At 37.6% G+C, this 20,084-nt stretch carries 17 protein-coding genes and 3 tRNA genes; 12 read left to right on the top strand and 8 right to left on the bottom strand.

The window, feature by feature from the left end; translation table 11 throughout:
* Nucleotides 1-110 precede the first annotated feature (110 nt).
* The 3 genes from secY (at nt 111) to map (ending at nt 2,911) form a co-directional block, all read left to right on the top strand.
* Nucleotides 111-1,382 (top strand): preprotein translocase subunit SecY, encoded by a 1,272-nt coding sequence (secY, locus tag WC906_01790; GenBank protein ID MFA5777144.1) that lies wholly within the window; start codon nt 111-113, stop codon nt 1,380-1,382.
* Between the two features lie 113 nt (nt 1,383-1,495).
* The gene (locus WC906_01785) at nt 1,496-2,137 is read left to right on the top strand and encodes a nucleoside monophosphate kinase (GenBank protein ID MFA5777143.1); all 642 of its coding nucleotides are present in this window, start codon (nt 1,496-1,498) and stop codon (nt 2,135-2,137) included.
* A gap of 6 nt (nt 2,138-2,143) precedes the next feature.
* The gene (gene map / locus WC906_01780) at nt 2,144-2,911 is read left to right on the top strand and encodes a type I methionyl aminopeptidase (GenBank protein ID MFA5777142.1); all 768 of its coding nucleotides are present in this window, start codon (nt 2,144-2,146) and stop codon (nt 2,909-2,911) included.
* A 49-nt stretch (nt 2,912-2,960) separates the two neighbouring features.
* On the opposite strand, the gene WC906_01775 is transcribed toward map, so the two are convergent.
* Nucleotides 2,961-3,389, bottom strand: coding sequence for a hypothetical protein (locus WC906_01775; protein MFA5777141.1), 429 nt, complete (start codon nt 3,387-3,389; stop codon nt 2,961-2,963).
* A gap of 64 nt (nt 3,390-3,453) precedes the next feature.
* Between WC906_01775 and ruvX the strand changes: the two genes are divergently transcribed.
* From ruvX to WC906_01740, 7 genes are all read left to right on the top strand, one after another.
* On the top strand, nt 3,454-3,876 hold the full coding sequence (ruvX, locus tag WC906_01770; GenBank protein ID MFA5777140.1) for a Holliday junction resolvase RuvX: 423 nt from the start codon (nt 3,454-3,456) through the stop codon (nt 3,874-3,876).
* A 104-nt stretch (nt 3,877-3,980) separates the two neighbouring features.
* The gene (gene secG / locus WC906_01765; protein ID MFA5777139.1) at nt 3,981-4,202 is read left to right on the top strand and encodes a preprotein translocase subunit SecG; all 222 of its coding nucleotides are present in this window, start codon (nt 3,981-3,983) and stop codon (nt 4,200-4,202) included.
* 73 nt (nt 4,203-4,275) lie between these two features.
* A complete protein-coding gene (locus WC906_01760; protein MFA5777138.1) occupies nt 4,276-5,934 on the top strand; it encodes an ABC transporter substrate-binding protein in 1,659 nt (552 codons plus the stop codon).
* Between the two features lie 17 nt (nt 5,935-5,951).
* A complete protein-coding gene (locus WC906_01755) occupies nt 5,952-6,560 on the top strand; it encodes a glucose-6-phosphate isomerase family protein (protein ID MFA5777137.1) in 609 nt (202 codons plus the stop codon).
* Between the two features lie 79 nt (nt 6,561-6,639).
* Entirely contained in the window at nt 6,640-8,022 is a 1,383-nt protein-coding gene (locus tag WC906_01750; GenBank protein MFA5777136.1) for a mannose-1-phosphate guanylyltransferase/mannose-6-phosphate isomerase, read from the top strand.
* 111 nt (nt 8,023-8,133) lie between these two features.
* Nucleotides 8,134-8,217 (top strand) — tRNA-Leu (locus tag WC906_01745).
* A gap of 94 nt (nt 8,218-8,311) precedes the next feature.
* The gene (locus WC906_01740) at nt 8,312-10,144 is read left to right on the top strand and encodes a ribonuclease J (GenBank protein MFA5777135.1); all 1,833 of its coding nucleotides are present in this window, start codon (nt 8,312-8,314) and stop codon (nt 10,142-10,144) included.
* A 75-nt stretch (nt 10,145-10,219) separates the two neighbouring features.
* Here WC906_01740 and WC906_01735 read toward each other — a convergent pair whose 3' ends face one another.
* Nucleotides 10,220-11,485, bottom strand: coding sequence for a hypothetical protein (locus WC906_01735; GenBank protein ID MFA5777134.1), 1,266 nt, complete (start codon nt 11,483-11,485; stop codon nt 10,220-10,222).
* 102 nt (nt 11,486-11,587) lie between these two features.
* On the opposite strand from WC906_01735, the gene trpS reads away from it, so the two are divergent.
* Complete coding sequence (gene trpS / locus WC906_01730; protein ID MFA5777133.1) at nt 11,588-12,571, top strand: tryptophan--tRNA ligase; 984 nt, start codon at nt 11,588-11,590, stop codon at nt 12,569-12,571.
* Between the two features lie 291 nt (nt 12,572-12,862).
* Here trpS and WC906_01725 read toward each other — a convergent pair whose 3' ends face one another.
* Nucleotides 12,863-14,227 (bottom strand): phosphomannomutase/phosphoglucomutase, encoded by a 1,365-nt coding sequence (locus WC906_01725; protein ID MFA5777132.1) that lies wholly within the window; start codon nt 14,225-14,227, stop codon nt 12,863-12,865.
* Nucleotides 14,228-14,435: 208 nt separating this feature from the next.
* Nucleotides 14,436-16,598, bottom strand: a complete 2,163-nt coding sequence (recG, locus tag WC906_01720) for an ATP-dependent DNA helicase RecG (GenBank protein ID MFA5777131.1) — start codon at nt 16,596-16,598, stop codon at nt 14,436-14,438.
* A 57-nt stretch (nt 16,599-16,655) separates the two neighbouring features.
* On the opposite strand from recG, the gene WC906_01715 reads away from it, so the two are divergent.
* Nucleotides 16,656-16,727: transfer RNA gene (locus WC906_01715), tRNA-Arg, on the top strand.
* Nucleotides 16,728-16,741: 14 nt separating this feature from the next.
* On the opposite strand, the gene WC906_01710 is transcribed toward WC906_01715, so the two are convergent.
* From WC906_01710 to WC906_01695, 4 genes are all read right to left on the bottom strand, one after another.
* On the bottom strand, nt 16,742-17,302 hold the full coding sequence (locus WC906_01710) for a hypothetical protein (GenBank protein ID MFA5777130.1): 561 nt from the start codon (nt 17,300-17,302) through the stop codon (nt 16,742-16,744).
* Between the two features lie 143 nt (nt 17,303-17,445).
* Complete coding sequence (locus WC906_01705) at nt 17,446-18,771, bottom strand: NUDIX domain-containing protein (protein ID MFA5777129.1); 1,326 nt, start codon at nt 18,769-18,771, stop codon at nt 17,446-17,448.
* A 32-nt stretch (nt 18,772-18,803) separates the two neighbouring features.
* A complete protein-coding gene (locus WC906_01700) occupies nt 18,804-19,742 on the bottom strand; it encodes a DHHA2 domain-containing protein (protein ID MFA5777128.1) in 939 nt (312 codons plus the stop codon).
* Between the two features lie 90 nt (nt 19,743-19,832).
* Nucleotides 19,833-19,919: transfer RNA gene (locus WC906_01695), tRNA-Ser, on the bottom strand.
* Between the last annotated feature and the right edge of the window lie 165 nt (nt 19,920-20,084).

The following is a 20,084-nucleotide window of genomic DNA, read 5'->3' as shown; positions in this document are numbered from 1 at the left end:
TTATACATTAAACTTGTGATTATCGTTTGTGTAGATTCCTGCTTTCGCAGGAATGACATAATTATTATTGAAATGCGTAATTCCTAAGAGAAATAAAAAAGGTTAATTAGATGTTTGAGAAATTAGTTCAAATTTTTAAAGTAAAGCAACTTCGAAACAAGATATTTTTCATACTTGGACTTTTGGTGGTATTTAGGATTGCAGCGGCCATTCCGGTACCGGGAGTGAACACGCAGCAGCTTAAACAACTTTTTGAAGGCAACCAGTTTTTGGGACTTCTTAATATTTTTTCCGGAGGCGGGCTTAGCAATATCTCCATTGTTCTTTTGGGCGTTGGACCATATATCACCGCTTCTATCATAATGCAGCTTTTGACGATGATCATTCCGCGTCTGGAACAGATTTATAAGGAAGAAGGCGAAGCGGGAAGGCAAAAATTTAATATGTGGACCAGATGGATTACGATTCCGCTGGCAGCGCTTCAGTCTTTTGCAATGATCAGCCTTCTTCGTTCCCAGCAGGTCTTGGGAGATCTCACTCAATTCAATATTATAATGATAATAATTATCGCTACTACGGGTACTGTATTTTTGATGTGGCTAGGAGAGCTTATCACCGAAAAGGGAATTGGCAACGGAGTGTCTCTAATAATTTTCGCGGGAATAGTGGCCAGTCTCCCGGGAAGCTTAAGCCAGCTTTTTTCCGTTTTTGATTCTACCAAATTTTTTACTTATTTAATTTTTGCAATAGTGGCGATTATTACCATAGCTGGAGTCGTTATGGTTTCCGAAGGACAGAGGAACATTCCTGTTTCTTATGCCAAGAGAATAAGAGGCAACAAAATGTATGGCGGAGTTTCTTCTCATCTTCCTCTTCGCGTTAATCAAGCCGGAGTAATCCCAATTATCTTCGCTATTTCCATAATGCTTTTTCCCGGAATGATAGCCAATTTTTTGATGCAAGTGAAAAATACGACAATAGCAAACATTGCTACTTCTGTGAATAATATTTTTCAGAATCAGTTGTTTTATGGAGTGATGTATTTTATTCTTGTCGTACTTTTCACCTATTTTTATACAGCCGTGGTCTTTGATCCTCACCAAATTTCCGAAAATCTCCAAAAGCAGGGAGGATATGTTCCGGGTATACGCCCAGGAAAAAATACAGCCGATTATCTCTATAAAATAATGAACAGGATAACCCTGACAGGGTCATTGTTTCTTGGTTTAATTGCGGTATTGCCTTTGTTTATCAGGGCTGTGAGCGGAATAAGCACAATTGCGATTGGCGGAACCAGTGTTTTGATTGTTGTTTCAGTTGTTATTGAAACAATCAAACAAATTGAAAGTCAGCTGGTTATGAGAGACTATGAAGGATTCTGATAGAAACTAATTAACACGAATTATAGGCGAATTTACACGAATCACGAATATAAATTTAACAATATTTTGTGGTTAATGTAAATTTGTTTTTAATTTGTGAAAATTAGCGATTTATGAATTTAATTATCTTGGGGCAACAAGGAAGCGGGAAGGGGACGCAAGCGTTATTTCTAGCGGAGCATTTTGGCGCAACTCATATCGAATTAGGGAGAATGCTTCGAAAAATGGCGAAAGAAGATAGCGAACTGGGAAGAGAATTGCATGAAATTGTCCATATTAAAAAAGAATTAGTTTCTGATGAGGTTGTTTTGAGATCTCTGATAGAAGAGTTCAGGAAAGTTATTCCAGAAAAAGGAATTATTTTGGATGGAGCTCCTCGCAGAGTTGAACAAATAAAAGAAGTAGAGCAAGCTTTTGCTGATTCGGGAAGAAAAATAGACAAAATAATATTTCTGAATATTTCCGACGAAGAATCAATCGAGAGAGTTTCCCGGCGATATAGCTGTCCAAAATGCCGTAAGCATTTTGTTTTGGGGGAAAATTTACAGGATCCCAACGATCTATGTCCGGATTGTGGAAGCTGTGTGGAAAAAAGAAAAGATGATACGGAAGAGGGTATCAAAAAAAGATTATCTATTTTTCGAGAGCAAACGCTTCCAGTCGTGGAATATTATAGAAACAAAGGTGTATTAATAGAAATTGATGGAACAAAAAGTAAGAAAGAAGTTTTTGATGATATCATAAGCAAGATATAATAATCTATGGTTACCATTAAAACCGGGGAGCAAATAGGAAAAATCAGAGAGAGCTGCAAGAGGCTCGCGCTGGTAATGAATGAGATTGAAAAGAACATAAAAATTGGAATTGATACTCTTTCTCTTGATAAAATAGCCGAAGATGCGATACTGAAGCTGGGAGGAATTCCGGCTTTTAAAAATTACGGATCCGATGTCGGTGATCCATTTCCGGCTTCAATTTGCGCATCTATCAATGACGAGATAGTTCATGGAATTCCTTCGGAAGAAATAATTCTCAGGGAAGGGAATATTTTAAAAGTGGATGTAGGAATGAAATATGAAGGAATGTTTTCTGATATGGCCAGGACTTTTGCGGTAGGGAAGATTGATAAGAAAGCGCGAAAACTTATTGAGATAACGGAAAAATCTTTTTGGGAAGGAGTTTCTAAAATAAAAAATGGCGCAATGCTGAGCGATTATTCAAAAGCGGTTCAAAAATATGTTGAGCAGAATGGTTTTTCGGTGGTGAGGGATCTGGTCGGACATGGAATAGGAACCAAGCTTCACGAAGATCCGCAGGTTATGAATTATTGGGGAAAAGGCTATTATCAAGATTTGAAATTAAAATCCGGAATGGTTTTGGCGCTTGAGCCGATGGTTAATGAAGGAAGCTACCATTTGACTATCGAAAAAAACGGCTGGGTATTTAAAACCAAAGATGGGAAACTCAGCGCACATTACGAAAACACGGTTTTGGTTACTGATGATGGATATGAAATTTTGACAAAATAAAATCCCCATCTCCACGCCAGCAAATGCTTTTGTGAAAATGGGGAGTTGGTTACGGCGCGAGCTTTGTTAAGCTCACAACCGGAGCTGGTCGAACGTCAAGGCGGTACGCCTCAGCGAAATTCATAATCCTTCGAATGGAATCCCTCTTGATGATTCCATTGGAAAGATCCCGTTTGACATCCCAGTAGACTGAATCTTCGTATCCAGCAGAGATACAAAGTTCAATCCATTTCCTGGCCATCCTTACCTCTTCTTTGGTGAGATAGTTTATTTTTTGACCAGGAATGAGTTTTTCCATTGCGGGATTTGCTTCCCGCAACAGATTGACATCTTGCCGAATTCCAGAAACTTCAGAAACGGTTCTGGCGATTCTCTGCCAGCCATCTCCTTTCCGAATAGTGTACTCAGCTGACTCAGCAACTGAGCTAAGGCAAAAGGCAATAGCGCAAACAAAAATAAAAAAAGAACCTTTTTTCATGATATGTGTCCTCCTCGTTGTTTTTTATTTTTGCAACCTATAATACTATCATATATTTAACTTTATGTCAATAGATGAAAAAAACCTTAATATAAGCCATATTTTGGGCATTGATTATGGAAAATCAAATGTTGGCTTGGCTTTGGCGGATAGTGAGACAAAGATGGCCTTTGCTTATGAAACCCTAAAAAACGACAAAAATCTGATGGATAATTTGAAAGAAATTATAAATAAAGAGAATGCAAGCAAAATAGTAGTAGGAATTCCATCATACTCAACAGAAGGAAGTGTTGAAAAAGAAGCTAAAAAATTAGGGGAATTTCTTCAAAATAGCTTAAAAATTGAAGTTTTCTATCAAAATGAGATGTTTACCACCAAAATAGCGCAGAGGAATTTGATAGAAAAAGGGATGAAGGGAGTCAACAAATTCGATGACAATGAGTCGGCCAGAATAATACTCCAAGAGTGGCTGGATAATAGAAAATAGTTGCCATTTTTTGCTTCAATAAAGCCAAAATATTACAATGTGAATTGACGGATTGCGCTTGTTTTGATACACTTATATAAGTTTTAAATGTTAAATTTGATTAAATGAAAATTTTAAATATAGCTCAAATTGCTGTTAGTTTGCTTTTGATGGTATCGATCTTGCTTCAGAACAGGGGATCCGGACTTTCGGCTACTTTCGGAGGAGATTTCGGCGGATATTATACCAAAAGAGGAATGGAAAAATTCTTGTTCTATCTTTCAATAATCCTGTCTGTCGGATTCTTGGGATTATCAATAGCCAGTTTTGTTTTATCAAATAAATAGATAAATCTTTAATTTTAAACATATTAGTACCGCTGAAAAAATTAAGTTTTTCTTTTCTAGGAACTGGCTCAAGATGAGCAAGTTTCTTAATTTCAAGGAGAAATTGGTAGTTGTTACTTTAATCTTTATAATTATCGGTTCTCTTGTATTCTGGTTATCAAGTCTTTATATCGGTTTCACGAAGCCTATCCCTAAAAAAGGAGGAGAATATGTCGAAGGAGTTGTCGGTCAGCCTTTGTATGTCAATCCATTGCTTTCGCAAACAAGCGAAGCTGATTCTGATTTAGTTCAGCTTATTTATAGCGGACTTTTTAAATATGATTCGGAAGGAAAATTAGAGAAAGATCTAGCGGAAAGTTATGAAATTTCTGAAGACCAGAAAACATATACAGTGCATTTGCGAGAAAACTTATTTTGGCATGATGGAACTCCGCTAACTGCAGAAGACGTTTTTTTCACTGTAAGCGTTCTCAAAGATCCAGCCTACAAGAGCCCTTTGAGGCAAAATTGGCAGGGAATTGATGCCTCCAAAATTGATGATTACACCTTGAATTTCAACATCAGCAGTCCATATTTCGGATTTCTTAATAATCTGACAGTCGGCATACTCCCCAAGCATATCTGGGGAAACATTGCTCCGGAAAAATTTTCTTTGGCCGATTATAACTTAAAGCCGGTTGGGTCCGGGCCGTATAAAGCTGTCGATTTTCAAAAAAGTTCAACCGGGGAAATTCTTTCCTATAATCTAAAAGCTTTCGATAAATATTACGAAGGAGAGCCGTATATTTCCAGAGTTGTTTTTAATTTTTATCCCGATGAAGACGCGATGCTTGCGGCATACAATAAAAAAGAAATCAAAGGGATGGAAACTATTGATTCTGATAAGATCGGCAGCATAAAAAACAAAAAAAGCACAGTAGTGAAAGAGATTAACTTCCCCCGCTATTTTTCTATATTTTTTAATAAGACGAAAAGCATTCCATTGGCTAGCGATTCTGTAAGATATGCACTGTCTCATGCGGTCAATAGGAAAGAAATAATAAAGCAAGTGCTCAAGGATAAAGGAGTGGAAATATTTTCTCCCTTCCTGCAGTCAATGAATGAAACTAATGGCGATATAGATAAAAGGGATTTTGATTTGGAAAGGGCGAGAGAACTTTTGGATCAAGCTGGATGGAAATTGAAAGACGGGGAAACAATAAGAGAAAAAAATAACGTTAAGCTCCAATTTAAAATTTATACTGCTGATTTTCCGGATCTTGTCGAAACAGCGGATATCTTGATCAAACAATGGAAGGAGATTGGCGTAGATGCAAGCGTAGAAAGCTTGTCTGCTATCGATTTGCAACAGAACTATATTCGTCCTCGTGAATATGAAGCTCTTCTTTTTGGACAAGATTCAAGTTTTGAACCGGACATTTATTCTTATTGGCACTCAAGCCAGAAATCCGATCCAGGATTTAATTTAGCGATGCTTGACAATAAAGATGCCGATAACTTGCTTCGCGATATAAGGCAGGAGCTAGATATGGAAAAAAGAATAGAAAAATATAAGAAGTTTCAAAAAATCATATCGGACGAAGCGTTAGCGGTTTTTCTCTATAGCCCGTATTATCTTTATCCTGTTTCAAGCGAAGTAAAAGGAATAGATGTGAAAAATATAAATTCTCCTTCGAATAGGTTTTGCAATATCAATAAGTGGTATATCAACATAGCGAGAGTTAGAGAATAATCAATAAAAATAAAAATATGAAAATTGACTTCACAAATGCTGGCAAGCATTATGCGTCTAGGACTCATGAAAAAATGAAAGAAGTCCTTATGGATATTCAAGGCGCGGGACCTGCCGTTCATTATTATATGATCCGAGGAGGGTCGCATCAGAAAAATATAACCGTTTGGGAGCCAGGAACAGTATCCGGAGAATACATAAAAACATACGGACATTATCATGTGGGAGATTTGAGCGAAACATATCAAATTGTTTATGGCTATGGAGTCGCGCTTCTTCAAAAATTAGCCGAAAATGAAAATGGGGAAATGATTTCAGATATTGTAGAGGAATTTAAGGCAATCCCGGTTGAAGCGGGGCAAACTGTATTTATGCCCTCTAAATTCGGCCACCTGCTGGCCAATATTGGAGAAACATATTTCGTTACCGCTGATGACAGCCCGGTAGATTTTGAAGACAAGGATCCGGCTAGTTTTCCGGGACACGCAGACTATGAACTGGTAAAAAAAATGAGAGGTTTTGCCTATTATGTCGTTGAGCATAATGGAAAACCGGCTCTCAAAAGGAACCCTCTTTACAAAAGTATTGCCAAAGAAGATCTGGGCGGCTTGACAATGCTAGAATAACGTGCTAGTATTAGACATCTAAGTTATTCTTCTATATTTCAGTCTAAAAAAACTTCAAATATAAATTAAAAGCTTTTTTATGTATTGCATTATTCTTTGTGGAGGTTCGGGAACCCGGCTTTGGCCATTATCCCGAAAAAACTTTCCTAAGCAGTTTTTGAAGCTTTACAGTGACAAGTCGCTTCTTCAAGAGACATTTTTGCGGATGAAAGAAGTTGTTCCGCAAGAAAACATATACTTCGTCACGAACGAAGAAAACCAATATAATGTTCTGAATCAAATTAAAGAGGTGTATGAGGATTTTAAGGAATCTCGAGTTATTCGAGAACCCAAAAGCCTTGACACCATGCCTGCGATAACATTGGCCGTTAAATATCTCCAAGAAATTATTAAGATAGATGAGATGGCTCCAATTATCGAGGTTCATTCAGATCATTATATTGGCGACAAGGAAAATTATGTGAAAATTGCCAAAAATGCGCTTTCCAAGGTGAAAAACAATTTGGGAGCGATCGGAATTATTCCGACCATGGCGCATACCGGCTTGGGATATATTAAAAAAGGAGAAAAGATAGATGATTATTTCAAAGTCGAAGCGTTTAAAGAAAAGCCCGACAAGAAAACCGCGCAAGAATTTGTGGACAGCGGGCAATATCTCTGGAATGCGGGAATGTATCTTTTTAATACTAAGACTTTTTCCGAAGAGCTCGAAAGATATGTTCCGGAAATTTATTCAGCTTTTTCGAAAAGCTATGAAGATTTTTGCGCTAATTTTTCAGATCTTCCGTCAGTTGCCATCGATGTGGCTCTCAGCGAAAAATCGGACAGGATGGTTGTGTTTGAGGGGGAATTCGGCTGGAGCGATATTGGAAGTTTTGACGTTTTGGCGGAAATACTCAGCCAGAAAAAAGATAGCAATCCAAAACATCTTTCCATTGACTGCAAAAATGTTTTTGTCCATTCGGTAAACAATGGGCTAGTTGTCACTTCCGGAGTGGAGGATATAATTATTATCGAAAACAATGACAGTATTCTGGTGCAAAAAATGGGAGAAAGCAATGACGGAGTAAAAAAAGTGGTTGAATACCTCAAAGAGAAAAAAATGCCGGAACTTAGTGACAGTATAATTGTTTACCGGCCGTGGGGTAAATATGAAGTATTGATAGACAAATTAGGATACAAAGTAAAAAAAATTACTGTTAATCCGGAATCAAGACTGAGCCTGCAATCGCATAGAAAAAGAACGGAAAATTGGATTGTAGTAAAAGGTAATGCCAGAGTTTTCAACGGAGGTTCCGTGGCTGATATTAAAGAAGGGGAAGGCGTATTTATACCGATTGGAAGTAAACATCGGCTGGAAAATATGGGAAAAGAAATACTGGAAATTATTGAAGTGCAAACAGGAAGCTATCTTGAGGAAGACGATATTGTGCATTACGAGGATGATTATAACAGGGAATAAAACTTTGGATAATTTTCAATTTTCAAATACCAATTTTCAATGAAATCACAATGATTTAATTTTCAAACATTGTAAATTTTTTAATTGAAAATTCATTGAAAATTTATCGCTGGGCTTGTGGTGGAATTGGTATACACGTACGTTTCAGGTGCGTATGGGCGTAAGCCCGTGAGAGTTCAAGTCTCTCCAAGCCCACATCTTCTTAACTTTTTAAAAATTAAAAATAGATCATGCTTTGTGGCGTAAATTTTTATGTTCCATGTTCCATGCTTTATGTTTTATGAAAAATATGAATACAACAAGAAGAAAACCAAAAAAAGGGTTTGATTTGCCCCGCGACGGATCGCTTTCAAAAGTGCCCCAGCAAATGAAATCAGGAGAAAGAAATCGTCCTCAAAAAAATAATCCGCAATTGAATTATCAAAAAATTCAATCAGCCGGAGAAAAACCCAAGGGGAATCTCCGTATTACTCCAATGGGAGGAAACGAAGAAGTGGGAAGAAATATGACCATATTTGAATATGATGGGGACATCATAATTTTGGATATGGGAATAATGTTTCCCGAGGAAGATATGCCGGGAATTGACTATATCATTCCCAATATAAGCTATCTCAAGGGAAAAGAAAAAAATATCCGAGGAGTGATTTTCAGTCACGGGCATCTTGATCATATCGGAGCGGCTCCGATTTTACTTCGGGAACTCGGTTATCCGCCGATTGTCGGACGCGATTTAACGCTGGCCTTGGTCAAAAAAAGGCTGGAAGATTTCGAAAAAAATTCCGTTCAGAATCTCAAAATCATCAGAGTGAATTCAGTTTCCGACAAAATAAGATTGGGAAAATTTGCCATTGAATTTTTCGATGTGGAACATTCAGTGATGGATGCGGTCGGAGTGATTATCAAAACTCCGGACGGAACAGTTATTCATCCGGGGGACTGGACGATGGACAAAAATCCGGATAGAAACGAGGCAGTTTCTTACGGACACCTTGCCAACCTTCCTTCTCCGCGGATACTTATGCTGGAAAGTCTGGGAGCTACTGACACGAAACCGGTTAGTAAATCAGAGGTTGAAATGTACAAAAATCTGGATGAACTAATAAGTACAGCCAAAGGGATGGTGATTATTGGAGCTTTTTCTTCTCAGATTGAGCGAATTGGAAAGATTATTGAATATGCGGAAAGCATCGGCAAGAAAGTGGCTTTAGATGGATATAGTATGAAGATGAATATTGAAATTGCCAAGGAATTGGGCTATATCAAAGCGCACAAAAAAACTTTGATTTCCGTGAATGATATTCACAAGTATTCGAGAAATAAAGTGGTGGTTATTTGCACCGGAGCTCAGGGCGAAGGAAATGCGGTGCTTTCTCGAATTGTTAATGATGAGCATCGTTTTGTGCAAGTTTTGAAAGATGACACAATTATATTTTCCTCATCGATTGTCCCAGGAAATGAACGCACAGTGCAAAGACTCAAAGATGATTTGTATCGAAAATGCGACAATGTGATTCATTCGGAAATCTTGGATGTTCACATTAGCGGTCATAGCAATGCAACTGATATTCAGGAAGTTTTGCGTGAAATCAAACCGGATTTCTTTCTGCCGGTCTATGGCAATCACTATATGCTCAAGGAAGCGGCCAAATTGGGAGAAAAAGTCGGCATTCGAAAGGAAAATATTTTCGTTTTGGATAATGGAGAACAGCTTGAGGTGCATGATAGAAAAGCCAAGATATTTGCGAAAAAAGTTGATACTAATTATGTGATGGTTGATGGACTGGGTGTGGGTGATGTGGGTGAAGTGGTTCTTCGCGATAGGCAGGTTTTGGCCAAGGATGGGATGTTTACGATTGTGGTGATTATTGACAGGGCAACGAAAAAAATTATCGGCAATCCGCAGATTACTTCTCGCGGTTTCATCTATGTTAAAGAAAATTTTGATTTGGTAAATGCAACCAAAAAAGTGGTGGAAAAAGTCATTCACGACAAAACTTCTCCGGATATGAACATCAACTGGGATTATGTGAAGAACAACATCCGCGAATCAGTCGGCTCATTTCTCTATATGAAGACACAAAGACGTCCGATGATATTGCCGGTAGTTATTGAAGTGTAAAATCTTTGTATGGTCTCAAAAAACGCCCCGATTATTTTCGGAGCGTTTTTGTTTAATGAAAGAAATAAAAGAAAACTAATCTTCAAATTCAATGCTTTTCAGCATAGAGTCATATATTTCTATAATGTCGCTAGTAAGCGAAGCGCCAACATTAGTAAATCCGTATAAAATCGAATGTTTTGTTCCATCATGAGAGAATTGAGTCAAGAGAAAAATCTTATTTCCTCTTTTGAAATATTTTGTTGTTGCTTGTTCGCAAGAAACTTTAATTTCCTTGGAGTAATACAGTTCCCATGTTCCAGGGATTTCGATGTCTGCGAATTTCTTACTTTTCCACTGAAATCTTTCACCTTCATCCGAACCAAGGAATGTTATTACATCGTCCGGATTTATTCTTTCGTCTAAACTTACAAAGCTAGACTGTATCCAATTGTTTGGAATGCGGATTAAATATTTATGCGTCTTGTTGTAGTAAGCTTCGTAACCTTCAATAGCTGACTTATCTTGATTGGTAAGCGCTGACTGGCACATTGTTCCTTTTCGGGGGATAATCTGGATAGTTTTCAATATTTTTTTGGCTGTTTCCAATTCTGGAACGTTCGCTATATTTGAGTTGCTTTGATTGTTGATAGAAAAGGATGCATTAAAAAAATGCTTTTCATCTTTAGTTTGGGATGATCCAGTGCTTGGAAAAAATAATTCTAAGGTTTTTCCTTCAAATACAAGCTTTGTTATATCCGTTTCTTTGCCTAATATGGTAATTTTTCCATCTTTAACAAAGTCTCCAGCTCCAATTCCCGTACGACCGGAAATAGAAAATGGATCGTTCTTTTCTTTGATTCCCCAGTGAAGAAAATATTTTTCTCCAGGGCTGTAAATAACGATTGATTTTACATTTTGTTCAATGACCTCGTTGTAACCGGATGATTCCTCAACCTTCCAATCGGCCGGGTATTTTAATTTATAGCCAATTTCGCTATTGATATAAGTTTTCCATCCCACGTATTCATTAATTTGGCCGTTGTTGCTCTGGCCACTTTCTTTCTCAGATGTTTTGTCGTTGGAGTTGGCGCTAGTATATTTTTCGGAAAAAAGATCAAAACCGCTATCCGTTTCGTTTTTATCTTGAGAAGAATTTTCTGGAGTTGCTTGTTGATTCACTTGTTGGCTAGTCTTATCGGGCTGGCCTTCCTTCGCGTAATTGCTAAAGCTTATGTAAAATATATATCCCGATAGGATTAGTATGATAGCAATAGCTGCTATCATCGGAATACTTGCTTTTTTTGGCACTTCAGATTTGTTTTCATTCAGGGGCGCATTGGTTTTGTTTGTTTCTTCCATATTTATTTTTTATTTTTTTATATTTATATTATACCACATTTTTGTTTTTTGATGAAAGCGATTTGGTTTGCCAGAGACGTAAGAATATTATATTATAATATTATGAGTAAAAAACGTATATTCTCGGGAATTCAACCGAGTGGGAATTTGCATATTGGAAACTATCTGGGAGCTATCAAAAATTGGGTCAAGCTTCAGGACGAATTTGAGTCAATTTTTTGCGTGGTGGATATGCATGCCATTACTGTTCTGCAAGATCCGGAAGAACTGAAAAAGAAAACGATTGAAGTAGCCAAAGCCTATTTGGCTTCAGGGATCGATCCGGAAAAATCTAGCATCTTTATCCAGTCGCAAGTTTCACAGCACGCTGAATTGGCTTGGATTTTGAATACAGTTGCAAAAGTGTCTGAAATGGAAAGAATGACGCAATTTAAAGATAAATCCCAGAAAAATCAAGAAGGAGTAGGAATGGGTCTTTTTGATTATCCAGTTTTGATGGCGGCGGATATACTTCTGTATGACACAGAAAAAGTTCCAGTAGGAGAGGATCAGGTTCAGCACGTGGAAATGACAAGGACTTTGGGTAGAAGGTTTAATCAAAAATTTGGAGAAACTTTTGTGATCCCGGAACCGCATATTACGAAAGAGGGGATGAGGATAATGGGATTGGATGATCCGACAAATAAAATGTCAAAGTCAGCCGAGTCGGAATATAACTATATCGCTCTCACGGATGATGCGGAGGCGATTCGAAAGAAAATCAAGAAAGCGGTGACAGATTCAGGTAGTGAAATAAAATATCAAGACGATAAGCCAGCTTTAAAAAACTTAATCAATATTTATTCTGCTTTTGCCGATAAAGCTCCGGAAGAAATTGAAAAGATCTATGAAGGCAAGAGTTATGCGGAATTTAAAGATGGACTAGCGGAAATTATCATTGAAAAACTAAAGCCAATTCAGGAAAAAATGAAAGCGTTAAGTGATGAGGAAGTTTTAGAAATTTTACGAAAAGGTGCGGAAAAAGTCCGGCCGATTGCTAAAGCGAAGCTGGATGAAGTGAAGAAAAGAGTCGGGTTCATATTATAGTTTTTTTACTTTTCTATTTTAAAGGAGCTGCGGTTTTCCGCAAGCTCCCGTTTTTTCATCGAAGATCTAGCCATTTTTGTACTAGCGGTATTCTTAGAACTAGCACCGCTAGACCGGTGAACACTGCTCCCGTTAAGCCTTGCAGCCACACTTCTTCCCATTTCGCTAATCCTTTTATTAGATCGTGCAAATCCTTCGAAATTAATAAAAGAAACAGAAAAATGAGAATTAAAGAAATATACAAATCATCCCTTCTTTTTTTCATTTGAAATCCTCCTTATTATCAAAAATTTACTTTCTTATTAAATTCAATAACTCATCTCTCTTTTCTTCCATCAGTTCTTTCGACTTAGCTTCGACATTCAAGCGGATGACCGGTTCGGTGTTGGAACCGCGGAGGTTGAAGCGCCAATTTTCATATTCAATCGAAACCCCGTCTATTTCATCGATGCCTTTTGAGCCGGTGGAATATTTTTCTTTGGCTTCCGATATTTTGGATTTCACGTCGGACACTTCGCTGTTGATTTCCCCGCTCACGAAATATTTTTTCCAGAACATTTCAGTCATAATTTCCGAAAGCGTTTTGCTTTGAGTGGAAAGAAATTCCAGCATCATTACAAAGGGAATGAGGCCGTTGTCGCAATAAAAATAATCTTTGAAATAATAATGGGCGCTCATTTCGCCGCCAAAAACAACGTTATCCTTTCGCATTCTTTCCTTAATGAAAGTATGCCCGGATTTAGTAACAATATCTTTTCCTCCATTTTCTCTGGCAATATCTTGAATTGCCCAAATGAGTCTTGGGTCATGCAGAATGGTTGCTCCCGGATTTCTTTCAAGAAGAATTTTTCCAAGGAGAGCCGTAACAAAATATCCTTCAATGAATTCTCCTTTTTCCGTGAAAAAGAAACATCGGTCGGCATCGGCATCCCAAGCTACGCCAAAATCAGCGCCATTTTCAATAACTAATTTGGAAATTTCTTCCCTGTTCTCAGGAATGAGCGGATCGGGACGGCCTTTCGGGAAATTTCCGTCTGATTCCCAGTTTATTTTTACAACTTCAATATCTGTTTCTTTCAGTAAAGCGTCGATTGCTCTTCCTCCAACACCGAAGTTAGGATTAGCAATAATCTTAAATTTCTTAAATTTGGAAAAATCAGCGAATGTTTTTACTTTGGCAATATAATCATCCATAATATTTTTCTTCTCAATCAATTTCAAATTCTCCTCGGTTAATTCAAAATTAATGATTTCCAATTCATCTTCCATGGCAATATCGCGAATTTCAAAAAGTCCGGTGTCTGATGAAATCGGCCGTGATTCTTCCCGGACAAACTTAGCGCCGTTGTATTCCTTGGGATTATGCGAAGCGGTGATAGTAAACCCGCCAGAATATCCATAGTTAGCCACAGAAAAATAAAGCATATCGGTAGAAATTTCTCCGACATCAATGACTTTTACTCCCGAGTCCGTTACTGCTTTGATTGCAGCTTGCTTGAGGGCAGAGGATGAGAGGCGGACATCGCAGCCAATGACGACTTCGGACGGTTTCACGAATTCGCAGTAAGCTTTGGCAATTTTATACATATCCTGCTCGTTTATTTCGGAAGGATAAATTCCTCGGATGTCGTAAGCTTTAAAAATTTCTGATTTCATAGTTGTTTTAAGATAATTAATAAATTATTCTTATGAGTTACACTTTTGGTGTCATTCTGAACGCCGCGTGAAGAATCCCAGTATTTGCAAATAAAGCTTTTGTTATAATCGTTCGGGATCCTTCGCCGAGGTGGCTCAGGATGACGATATAAATTAATTCTACTCTTTCCTGAACAGTTTAGCAACTCTTTTCCTTCATTTAAGCCATTTATTCCAAATGAACTTTTTCGTCGAATTTTTGAAGGGCATCTTTGAGCAAAGGATGCTTTTTTAGTTCTATGTCGGATTGCAAAAGATTTTGGGATTCTTCGCGGGCGATTTGAATTAATTTTATATTAGTCAGATTTTCCATAGCGATATCGGGAATTCCGGATTGGCGGGTTCCGAAGAATTGTCCCGGACCGCGAAGCTCAAGATCTTTTTCGGCAATTTTAAAACCGTCATTGCTTTCCGCCAAAGCTTTCATTCGTTGCTTTCCTGAAGATGAGTCGCTGGAAGTAAAAAGGAAACAATAGGATTGATGCTCGCCCCGCCCGATGCGTCCTCGAAACTGATGCAATTGCGATAATCCAAATCGGTCGGCGTCTTCAATAATCATCACAGTCGCGTTCGGAATGTCGATTCCCACTTCCACGACAGCCGTGGCGACTAATATGTTTAATCTATTTTCAGCAAACTCTTTCATCACTTTTTCTTTTTCAACGGACTTTAATTTCCCGTGAACCAGTCCGACTTTTAAATCAGGAAAGATTTTTTCGGAAAGATTTTTGTGTTCTGAAACCGCGGCCTTTACTTCTGTGAGAATTTTGGAATCTTCAACCAGCGGCAGGATGACGAAACATTGCCGGCCTTTTTTCACTTCACTGCGGATAAAATTATATATTTTATTTCTTTCCAGAGGCGTTATTATTTCAGTAATTATTTTCTTTCTATTTTTTGGCATTTCATCCAGAACCGAGAGGTCTAAGTTTCCAAAAAAAGCGAGAGCTAAAGTGCGGGGAATAGGCGTGGCGGTCATTGTGAGAAAATGGGGAACAGTATTTTTCAGTCCATCATTTATATTTTCTATTTGTTGCTGCAAAAACGCTCGCTGGGCAACGCCGAAACGGTGCTGTTCATCGACTATTATCAAGGCTAAATTTTTAAAGCGGATGTCTTTTTGAATAAGAGAATGAGTGCCGATTACTAAATTGATGTCTCCTGTTTTGAGTTTGTCCAATAAATTGTTTCTAGATATTTTTGAGTAATCAGTAATTGGTAATTTGTAATCATGTTTTTTTATTTTTTCCGAATTGCTGATTACCGATTGCTGATTACTTTCTGAATTAAGCTGATAGGAATTGGTCAATAGAGATATTTTGAAATTATATTCAGAGAAAATTTTAATAAAATTACAAAAATGTTGAAGAGCCAAAACTTCAGTCGGCGCCATTATTGCAACCTGATATCCGGCATTCATAGCTTCCAGGGCGGAAATTCCCGCCACAATTGTTTTTCCGCTTCCGACGTCGCCATTCAAAAGCCTGTTCATCGGCTGTAATTTTTCCAAATCCTTGAGAATTTGAAAAGAGGCTTTTTTCTGGGCATTGGTCAGTTTGAATGGCAGGAAATCAACGAATTTTTTAATCAATTTTTCATCGAATTTAATTTTAGCTGATTTTTCTTTTTGCCAATTGGAACGGACTTGAATTGATTTTATTTGTACCAGAAACATTTCTTCAAAAGCGAATCTTTTTTGGGCAATCAGATATTCATTCTTGGAATTGGGAAAGTGGATGTATTTTAAAGCTTTATCAAGATTTGGCAGATGCAGCTTTTTTAAAATATCTTGCGGAATAGAATCTTCTATTTTTAAGTTTAGTTTTAGAAAACTTTGGATTTGCCAGCGGAGCCAGCGGGAAGTCAGGCCTTCAGTTTCCGGATAAATTGGAACCAGTCTTCCGGTGTTGGTTGGAGTCCGGCTTTCCATTTCCCAAACCGGATTCCCAAAATATAATCCGCTGGAGTCAGCGGAAACTTTTCCGCTGAGGCGCACATTTTTTCCTTCAGTCAGGCTATCGGAAATATAAGGCTGATTAAACCAGACAACTTTTATTTCTCCGGTTTCATCCTGAACTTGAGCTTCGGTGATATACATTTTTTTCTTCCAAGTTTTTGATGTTTTTATTTTCGCTGCTGTTCCTTGAATGGTAACAATCTGGCCATTGGCTATTTCGGAAATATTAGAAATTTTGGAGAAATCGTCATATCTAAAAGGCAGGTGAAAAAGCAAATCGTAAACGGTAAAAATTCCCATTTTGCTCAAATTTTTGGCATATTTGGGGCTAATGCGGGGGATAGTTTCAAGTTGTGTCTCGACGTCAATTGTCATATACTTCAGTATATAGTATATTGAATTTTGTATAAAGTATTTTGGGGAAACAAAAAAGCACCCATAGTCCAACGGATAGAACGCAAGCTTGCGGAGCTTGAGATCGAGGTTCGACTCCTCGTGGGTGCACATTTATAATCTTTTTATCTGTGAAGCATGCTTTCGGCGGCATCAATAAAAGTGTGTTCCTGTTTTTCTTCCGGAATAAAATCGATCAAAATCTCTCGAATTTTTACCGGGTTTTCGTTGCCGATAGGAATATGGATATAGGGAGTAAAAGCGCTTTTACTTCGAAGGCTTAGCATTTTTTCATATGGCGGATCATAGAATATCCAAAATGATTTAATATTATCAAATTCATAGAGTTCATTTCCCGTGGATATCCCTTTGTGCGTGATATGGAAAGCTAATATTTGCGGCTCTTTTTTGAGATAAATGTATCCCACTATTCCTATGAGTATGAAAGTTATCGCTACAATTGGATTGTTGGTGACCAAAGAATAAATGATCAATACTGCCAAAAAAATAGCACTGAATAAATAGAATTTTTTTCCGACTGTGTACGGATCATGTTCGGGAGCGATCCATTTGTGAAAATAGGTATCATAATGTTCCTCTCTAGAATAGCTCAAAGATAGTTCCCTGATTTCTTCAACCTCTTCTTCTTTGTTTTCCTTGTTTTTTGTTTTTAGGTCTAATGGCATATTTTTTTGTTTAATTTTTGGCGGTACCTTTTGGACGAAATTCGAACTTTTTTAATTAAAATCCGGAAGCTTAATTCTTAAATCCAATCGCCCTCGCTTTAAAAAACCAGCTAAACATATGATTGGGTTCCGAAAAATCGTTATCAGGATTTCAACTTCGATATTAATGAAACCAAATGAACCAAATCTTCTTTGGCTAAATCTTGATAGTGACCAAAATTTTTGACAACCAAATGTGCTTCAGGATACATGTTAATCGCTCTGTCAGATAGTCTATATTTTACCTCTTGCGGTTTATCTTTTATTAAATCAGGAGATCTCTGTTGCATTCTTTCATCTCGCAAGTCATCAGGACTATATACCGCAATAATTAAAGATTGATCAAGTAAATCAGGTGGCATAACACTTCCTTTATTATTGATAATGGCATTATTCCTCGAAAAGATTGGGATCTTGCTTTTATCAACACCTAAGAAACCGTATCGCTCTTCACGATTTCCTTCCATTTTTCTCACCCAATGCATCTCAATATCTCCATTTTGAACCATCTCCTCAAATTCATCAGCATTTACAAATTGATTTTCCACAAGATTATCATTAGCTCTTTGTGGTCTAGTGATAACCCTTTTAGGAATTTGAAAAATTGAAGCGAGTGTCTCATCGGTCTTCATCGCGTCCCTAATCGCATCAACGAGTGTAGTTTTCCCAACAAGAGAGGAGCCAACAAAAATTATATCCGAAATCTGCTTGAGTTTTTCAAGATTTCTTGCTCGCAATCTGATGCTGCTTAAATCTCTCTGTTCCAAAATGTCGATCAGGCGGGATCCTTCTTCTTTAAGAATAGATTCTACTCTTGTCTCTGCTGTTTTTGCCCGATGCAAAAATCTCATTAATATTGCGACACTTCTTTCTTCTGAAAATTTATCTGGTTCCAAAATAAGTTTTTCAATTTCTTCTTCTTTAAACCAAACGACTTCAATATTTTCTCCGGTCTCCAACTCTTGTGTGCCTTGCTGGGATCTATCTATGGAGGCAACAAAATAATGCAAATCCCATTCTACTGTAGCGCCTAATTTTGAAATTGAATGATGCTCTAATGCATCCGGAACGAATCCCGTTTCTTCTTTCGCCTCCCTGAAAGCAGCCTGTTTTGCTTTTTCAATAATATCTCCCTTGATCTGTTTGAATTCATTAAATTCATCCAAGGAATCAAAAACCTTTCCGCCAGGTAAACGATAATCAAAATTCGAAAGTTCCCGTCGAAATTCTCGCGTGAGCATAATATTGCCATGCCCGTCTTTCATAATCAATCTTACGCCAGGGCTCCTGCGCACTTTTTCAAATTCAAAAGTTTTCCCGTCGATTTCAACCGGCTCTGAAACTACTTCAAATAATTTACCCTTATATCGGATTTCTTCTTTACTAGCGATTTTCTCTTTATTTTCTTCTTCAGGTTTATATTTTTCCATATGATGATTATATTATACTACATTTCCATTTATTAATAATGATTGGTTTTTTCTAATTCTTGTTTTAGCAATGGTACGATTTGTTTCCGCATAATTAATTGTGATTTTTCTGCTGAGATTCCAGAAAATTGTACTTTAAAAACTTTTTCCAAGAGTTTTTTGGTTTCAGAATCTTGGGCGACAAAAAAGTTTTTGGTATATTCAAGCTCAATTGTGTTTTGGAAAACAAAATCTAAACTCATTTTCCTTTTGATTTTTTCTAGCACTTGAACAATCTCGAAACCCCTCTCATCAAGAAGTTTTTTTGCACCAATCATTTCGATTTGAGCGATACCAACTTTTTTGTCACCCATAACAAACCACGCGAAATCGTCCTCAATTCTCTCGGCGAGTTTCTTACCTGATAAATCTGATTTTGCGATAAATAAATCTTTCCAAAAATCATCGGGCAATTTCGCAACCCCATTGAGCCACGTGGCTGCTTCCTTATCGCGGTCGTTGGTAATGTTTCCTTTGAAATTGAGAGTGTTTGAAATTATTGCCCCATAAACAAGCGTTGCGGATTCTTTGGAAATGGCAACATTTTTTTGCATAAATTTTTCCGCGACAAGAGTAGCGACTGCGCCGACAATTTCTATTTTCGCTTTGGCTTTGGGAAATTTATCCGCCTCGTGAACTTTTCGATGGTCAATGATTTCGATAACTTTCTCTGTGGCAATTTTACCTTCCAACTCATTGAGGTCGCTTGCGTCCATAAGTATCACTTCATCGAAATTATCTGCGTTTTTTATCATTGGCGGATATTTAAAGCCAAAGCGATCTAAAATATATTTTGCTTCGTCGCGTGGTTCGCCGATAATCCCGACAACAATATTTTTTCCTCTCTTTTGTAAAAATTCAGCATAGGCAATTACGCTAGCGATTCCATCAAGATCGGGGTTTACATAGCTTGTCACTAAAATCGGTTTCATAATGATTGTTAAATGAGGCTTTCAATGGAAACATTGAGCACCTTGGCATGGGAGGTCACCAACCCCAAAAACTTTAATTTTGAAAAATTGCGGAGGAGGTGAGATTCGAACTCACGGTACCGTTTCCGATACGACAGTTTTCAAGACTGTTCCCTTCAACCACTCGGGCACTCCTCCAACGGTTAAATCTTAACAGTTAAGCTGTTTTTTGTAAATTAAATCTTTGTGTTATAATTTAAACAGGTGAGCTCATTTAAATTGACCACGTTTTTTTCCAAACACCGACCTGAAATTAATCATCGAATATCCCAGATATCGGAACCCCATGAAAGTGCATTGCAG

This window comes from Parcubacteria group bacterium (assembly GCA_041657845.1).
GTDB lineage: Bacteria > Patescibacteriota > Minisyncoccia > Moranbacterales > JAKLHP01 > JAKLHP01.
The sequence above is the reverse complement of the archived record's forward strand: the minus strand, read 5'-3'. Positions and strand labels throughout refer to the sequence as shown.

Coding starts and splice junctions, on each gene's coding strand:
- WC906_01705 (MFA5777129.1), bottom strand. CDS start 18,771: ATGGAAAAATATAAACCTGAAGAAGAAAATAAAGAGAAAATCGCTAGT.
- WC906_01775 (MFA5777141.1), bottom strand. CDS start 3,389: ATGAAAAAAGGTTCTTTTTTTATTTTTGTTTGCGCTATTGCCTTTTGC.
- WC906_01735 (MFA5777134.1), bottom strand. CDS start 11,485: ATGGAAGAAACAAACAAAACCAATGCGCCCCTGAATGAAAACAAATCT.
- secY (MFA5777144.1), top strand. CDS start 111: ATGTTTGAGAAATTAGTTCAAATTTTTAAAGTAAAGCAACTTCGAAAC.
- WC906_01755 (MFA5777137.1), top strand. CDS start 5,952: ATGAAAATTGACTTCACAAATGCTGGCAAGCATTATGCGTCTAGGACT.
- WC906_01760 (MFA5777138.1), top strand. CDS start 4,276: ATGAGCAAGTTTCTTAATTTCAAGGAGAAATTGGTAGTTGTTACTTTA.
- trpS (MFA5777133.1), top strand. CDS start 11,588: ATGAGTAAAAAACGTATATTCTCGGGAATTCAACCGAGTGGGAATTTG.
- WC906_01740 (MFA5777135.1), top strand. CDS start 8,312: ATGAATACAACAAGAAGAAAACCAAAAAAAGGGTTTGATTTGCCCCGC.
- secG (MFA5777139.1), top strand. CDS start 3,981: ATGAAAATTTTAAATATAGCTCAAATTGCTGTTAGTTTGCTTTTGATG.
- recG (MFA5777131.1), bottom strand. CDS start 16,598: ATGACAATTGACGTCGAGACACAACTTGAAACTATCCCCCGCATTAGC.
- WC906_01750 (MFA5777136.1), top strand. CDS start 6,640: ATGTATTGCATTATTCTTTGTGGAGGTTCGGGAACCCGGCTTTGGCCA.
- WC906_01700 (MFA5777128.1), bottom strand. CDS start 19,742: ATGAAACCGATTTTAGTGACAAGCTATGTAAACCCCGATCTTGATGGA.
- ruvX (MFA5777140.1), top strand. CDS start 3,454: ATGTCAATAGATGAAAAAAACCTTAATATAAGCCATATTTTGGGCATT.
- map (MFA5777142.1), top strand. CDS start 2,144: ATGGTTACCATTAAAACCGGGGAGCAAATAGGAAAAATCAGAGAGAGC.
- WC906_01725 (MFA5777132.1), bottom strand. CDS start 14,227: ATGAAATCAGAAATTTTTAAAGCTTACGACATCCGAGGAATTTATCCT.
- WC906_01785 (MFA5777143.1), top strand. CDS start 1,496: ATGAATTTAATTATCTTGGGGCAACAAGGAAGCGGGAAGGGGACGCAA.
- WC906_01710 (MFA5777130.1), bottom strand. CDS start 17,302: ATGCCATTAGACCTAAAAACAAAAAACAAGGAAAACAAAGAAGAAGAG.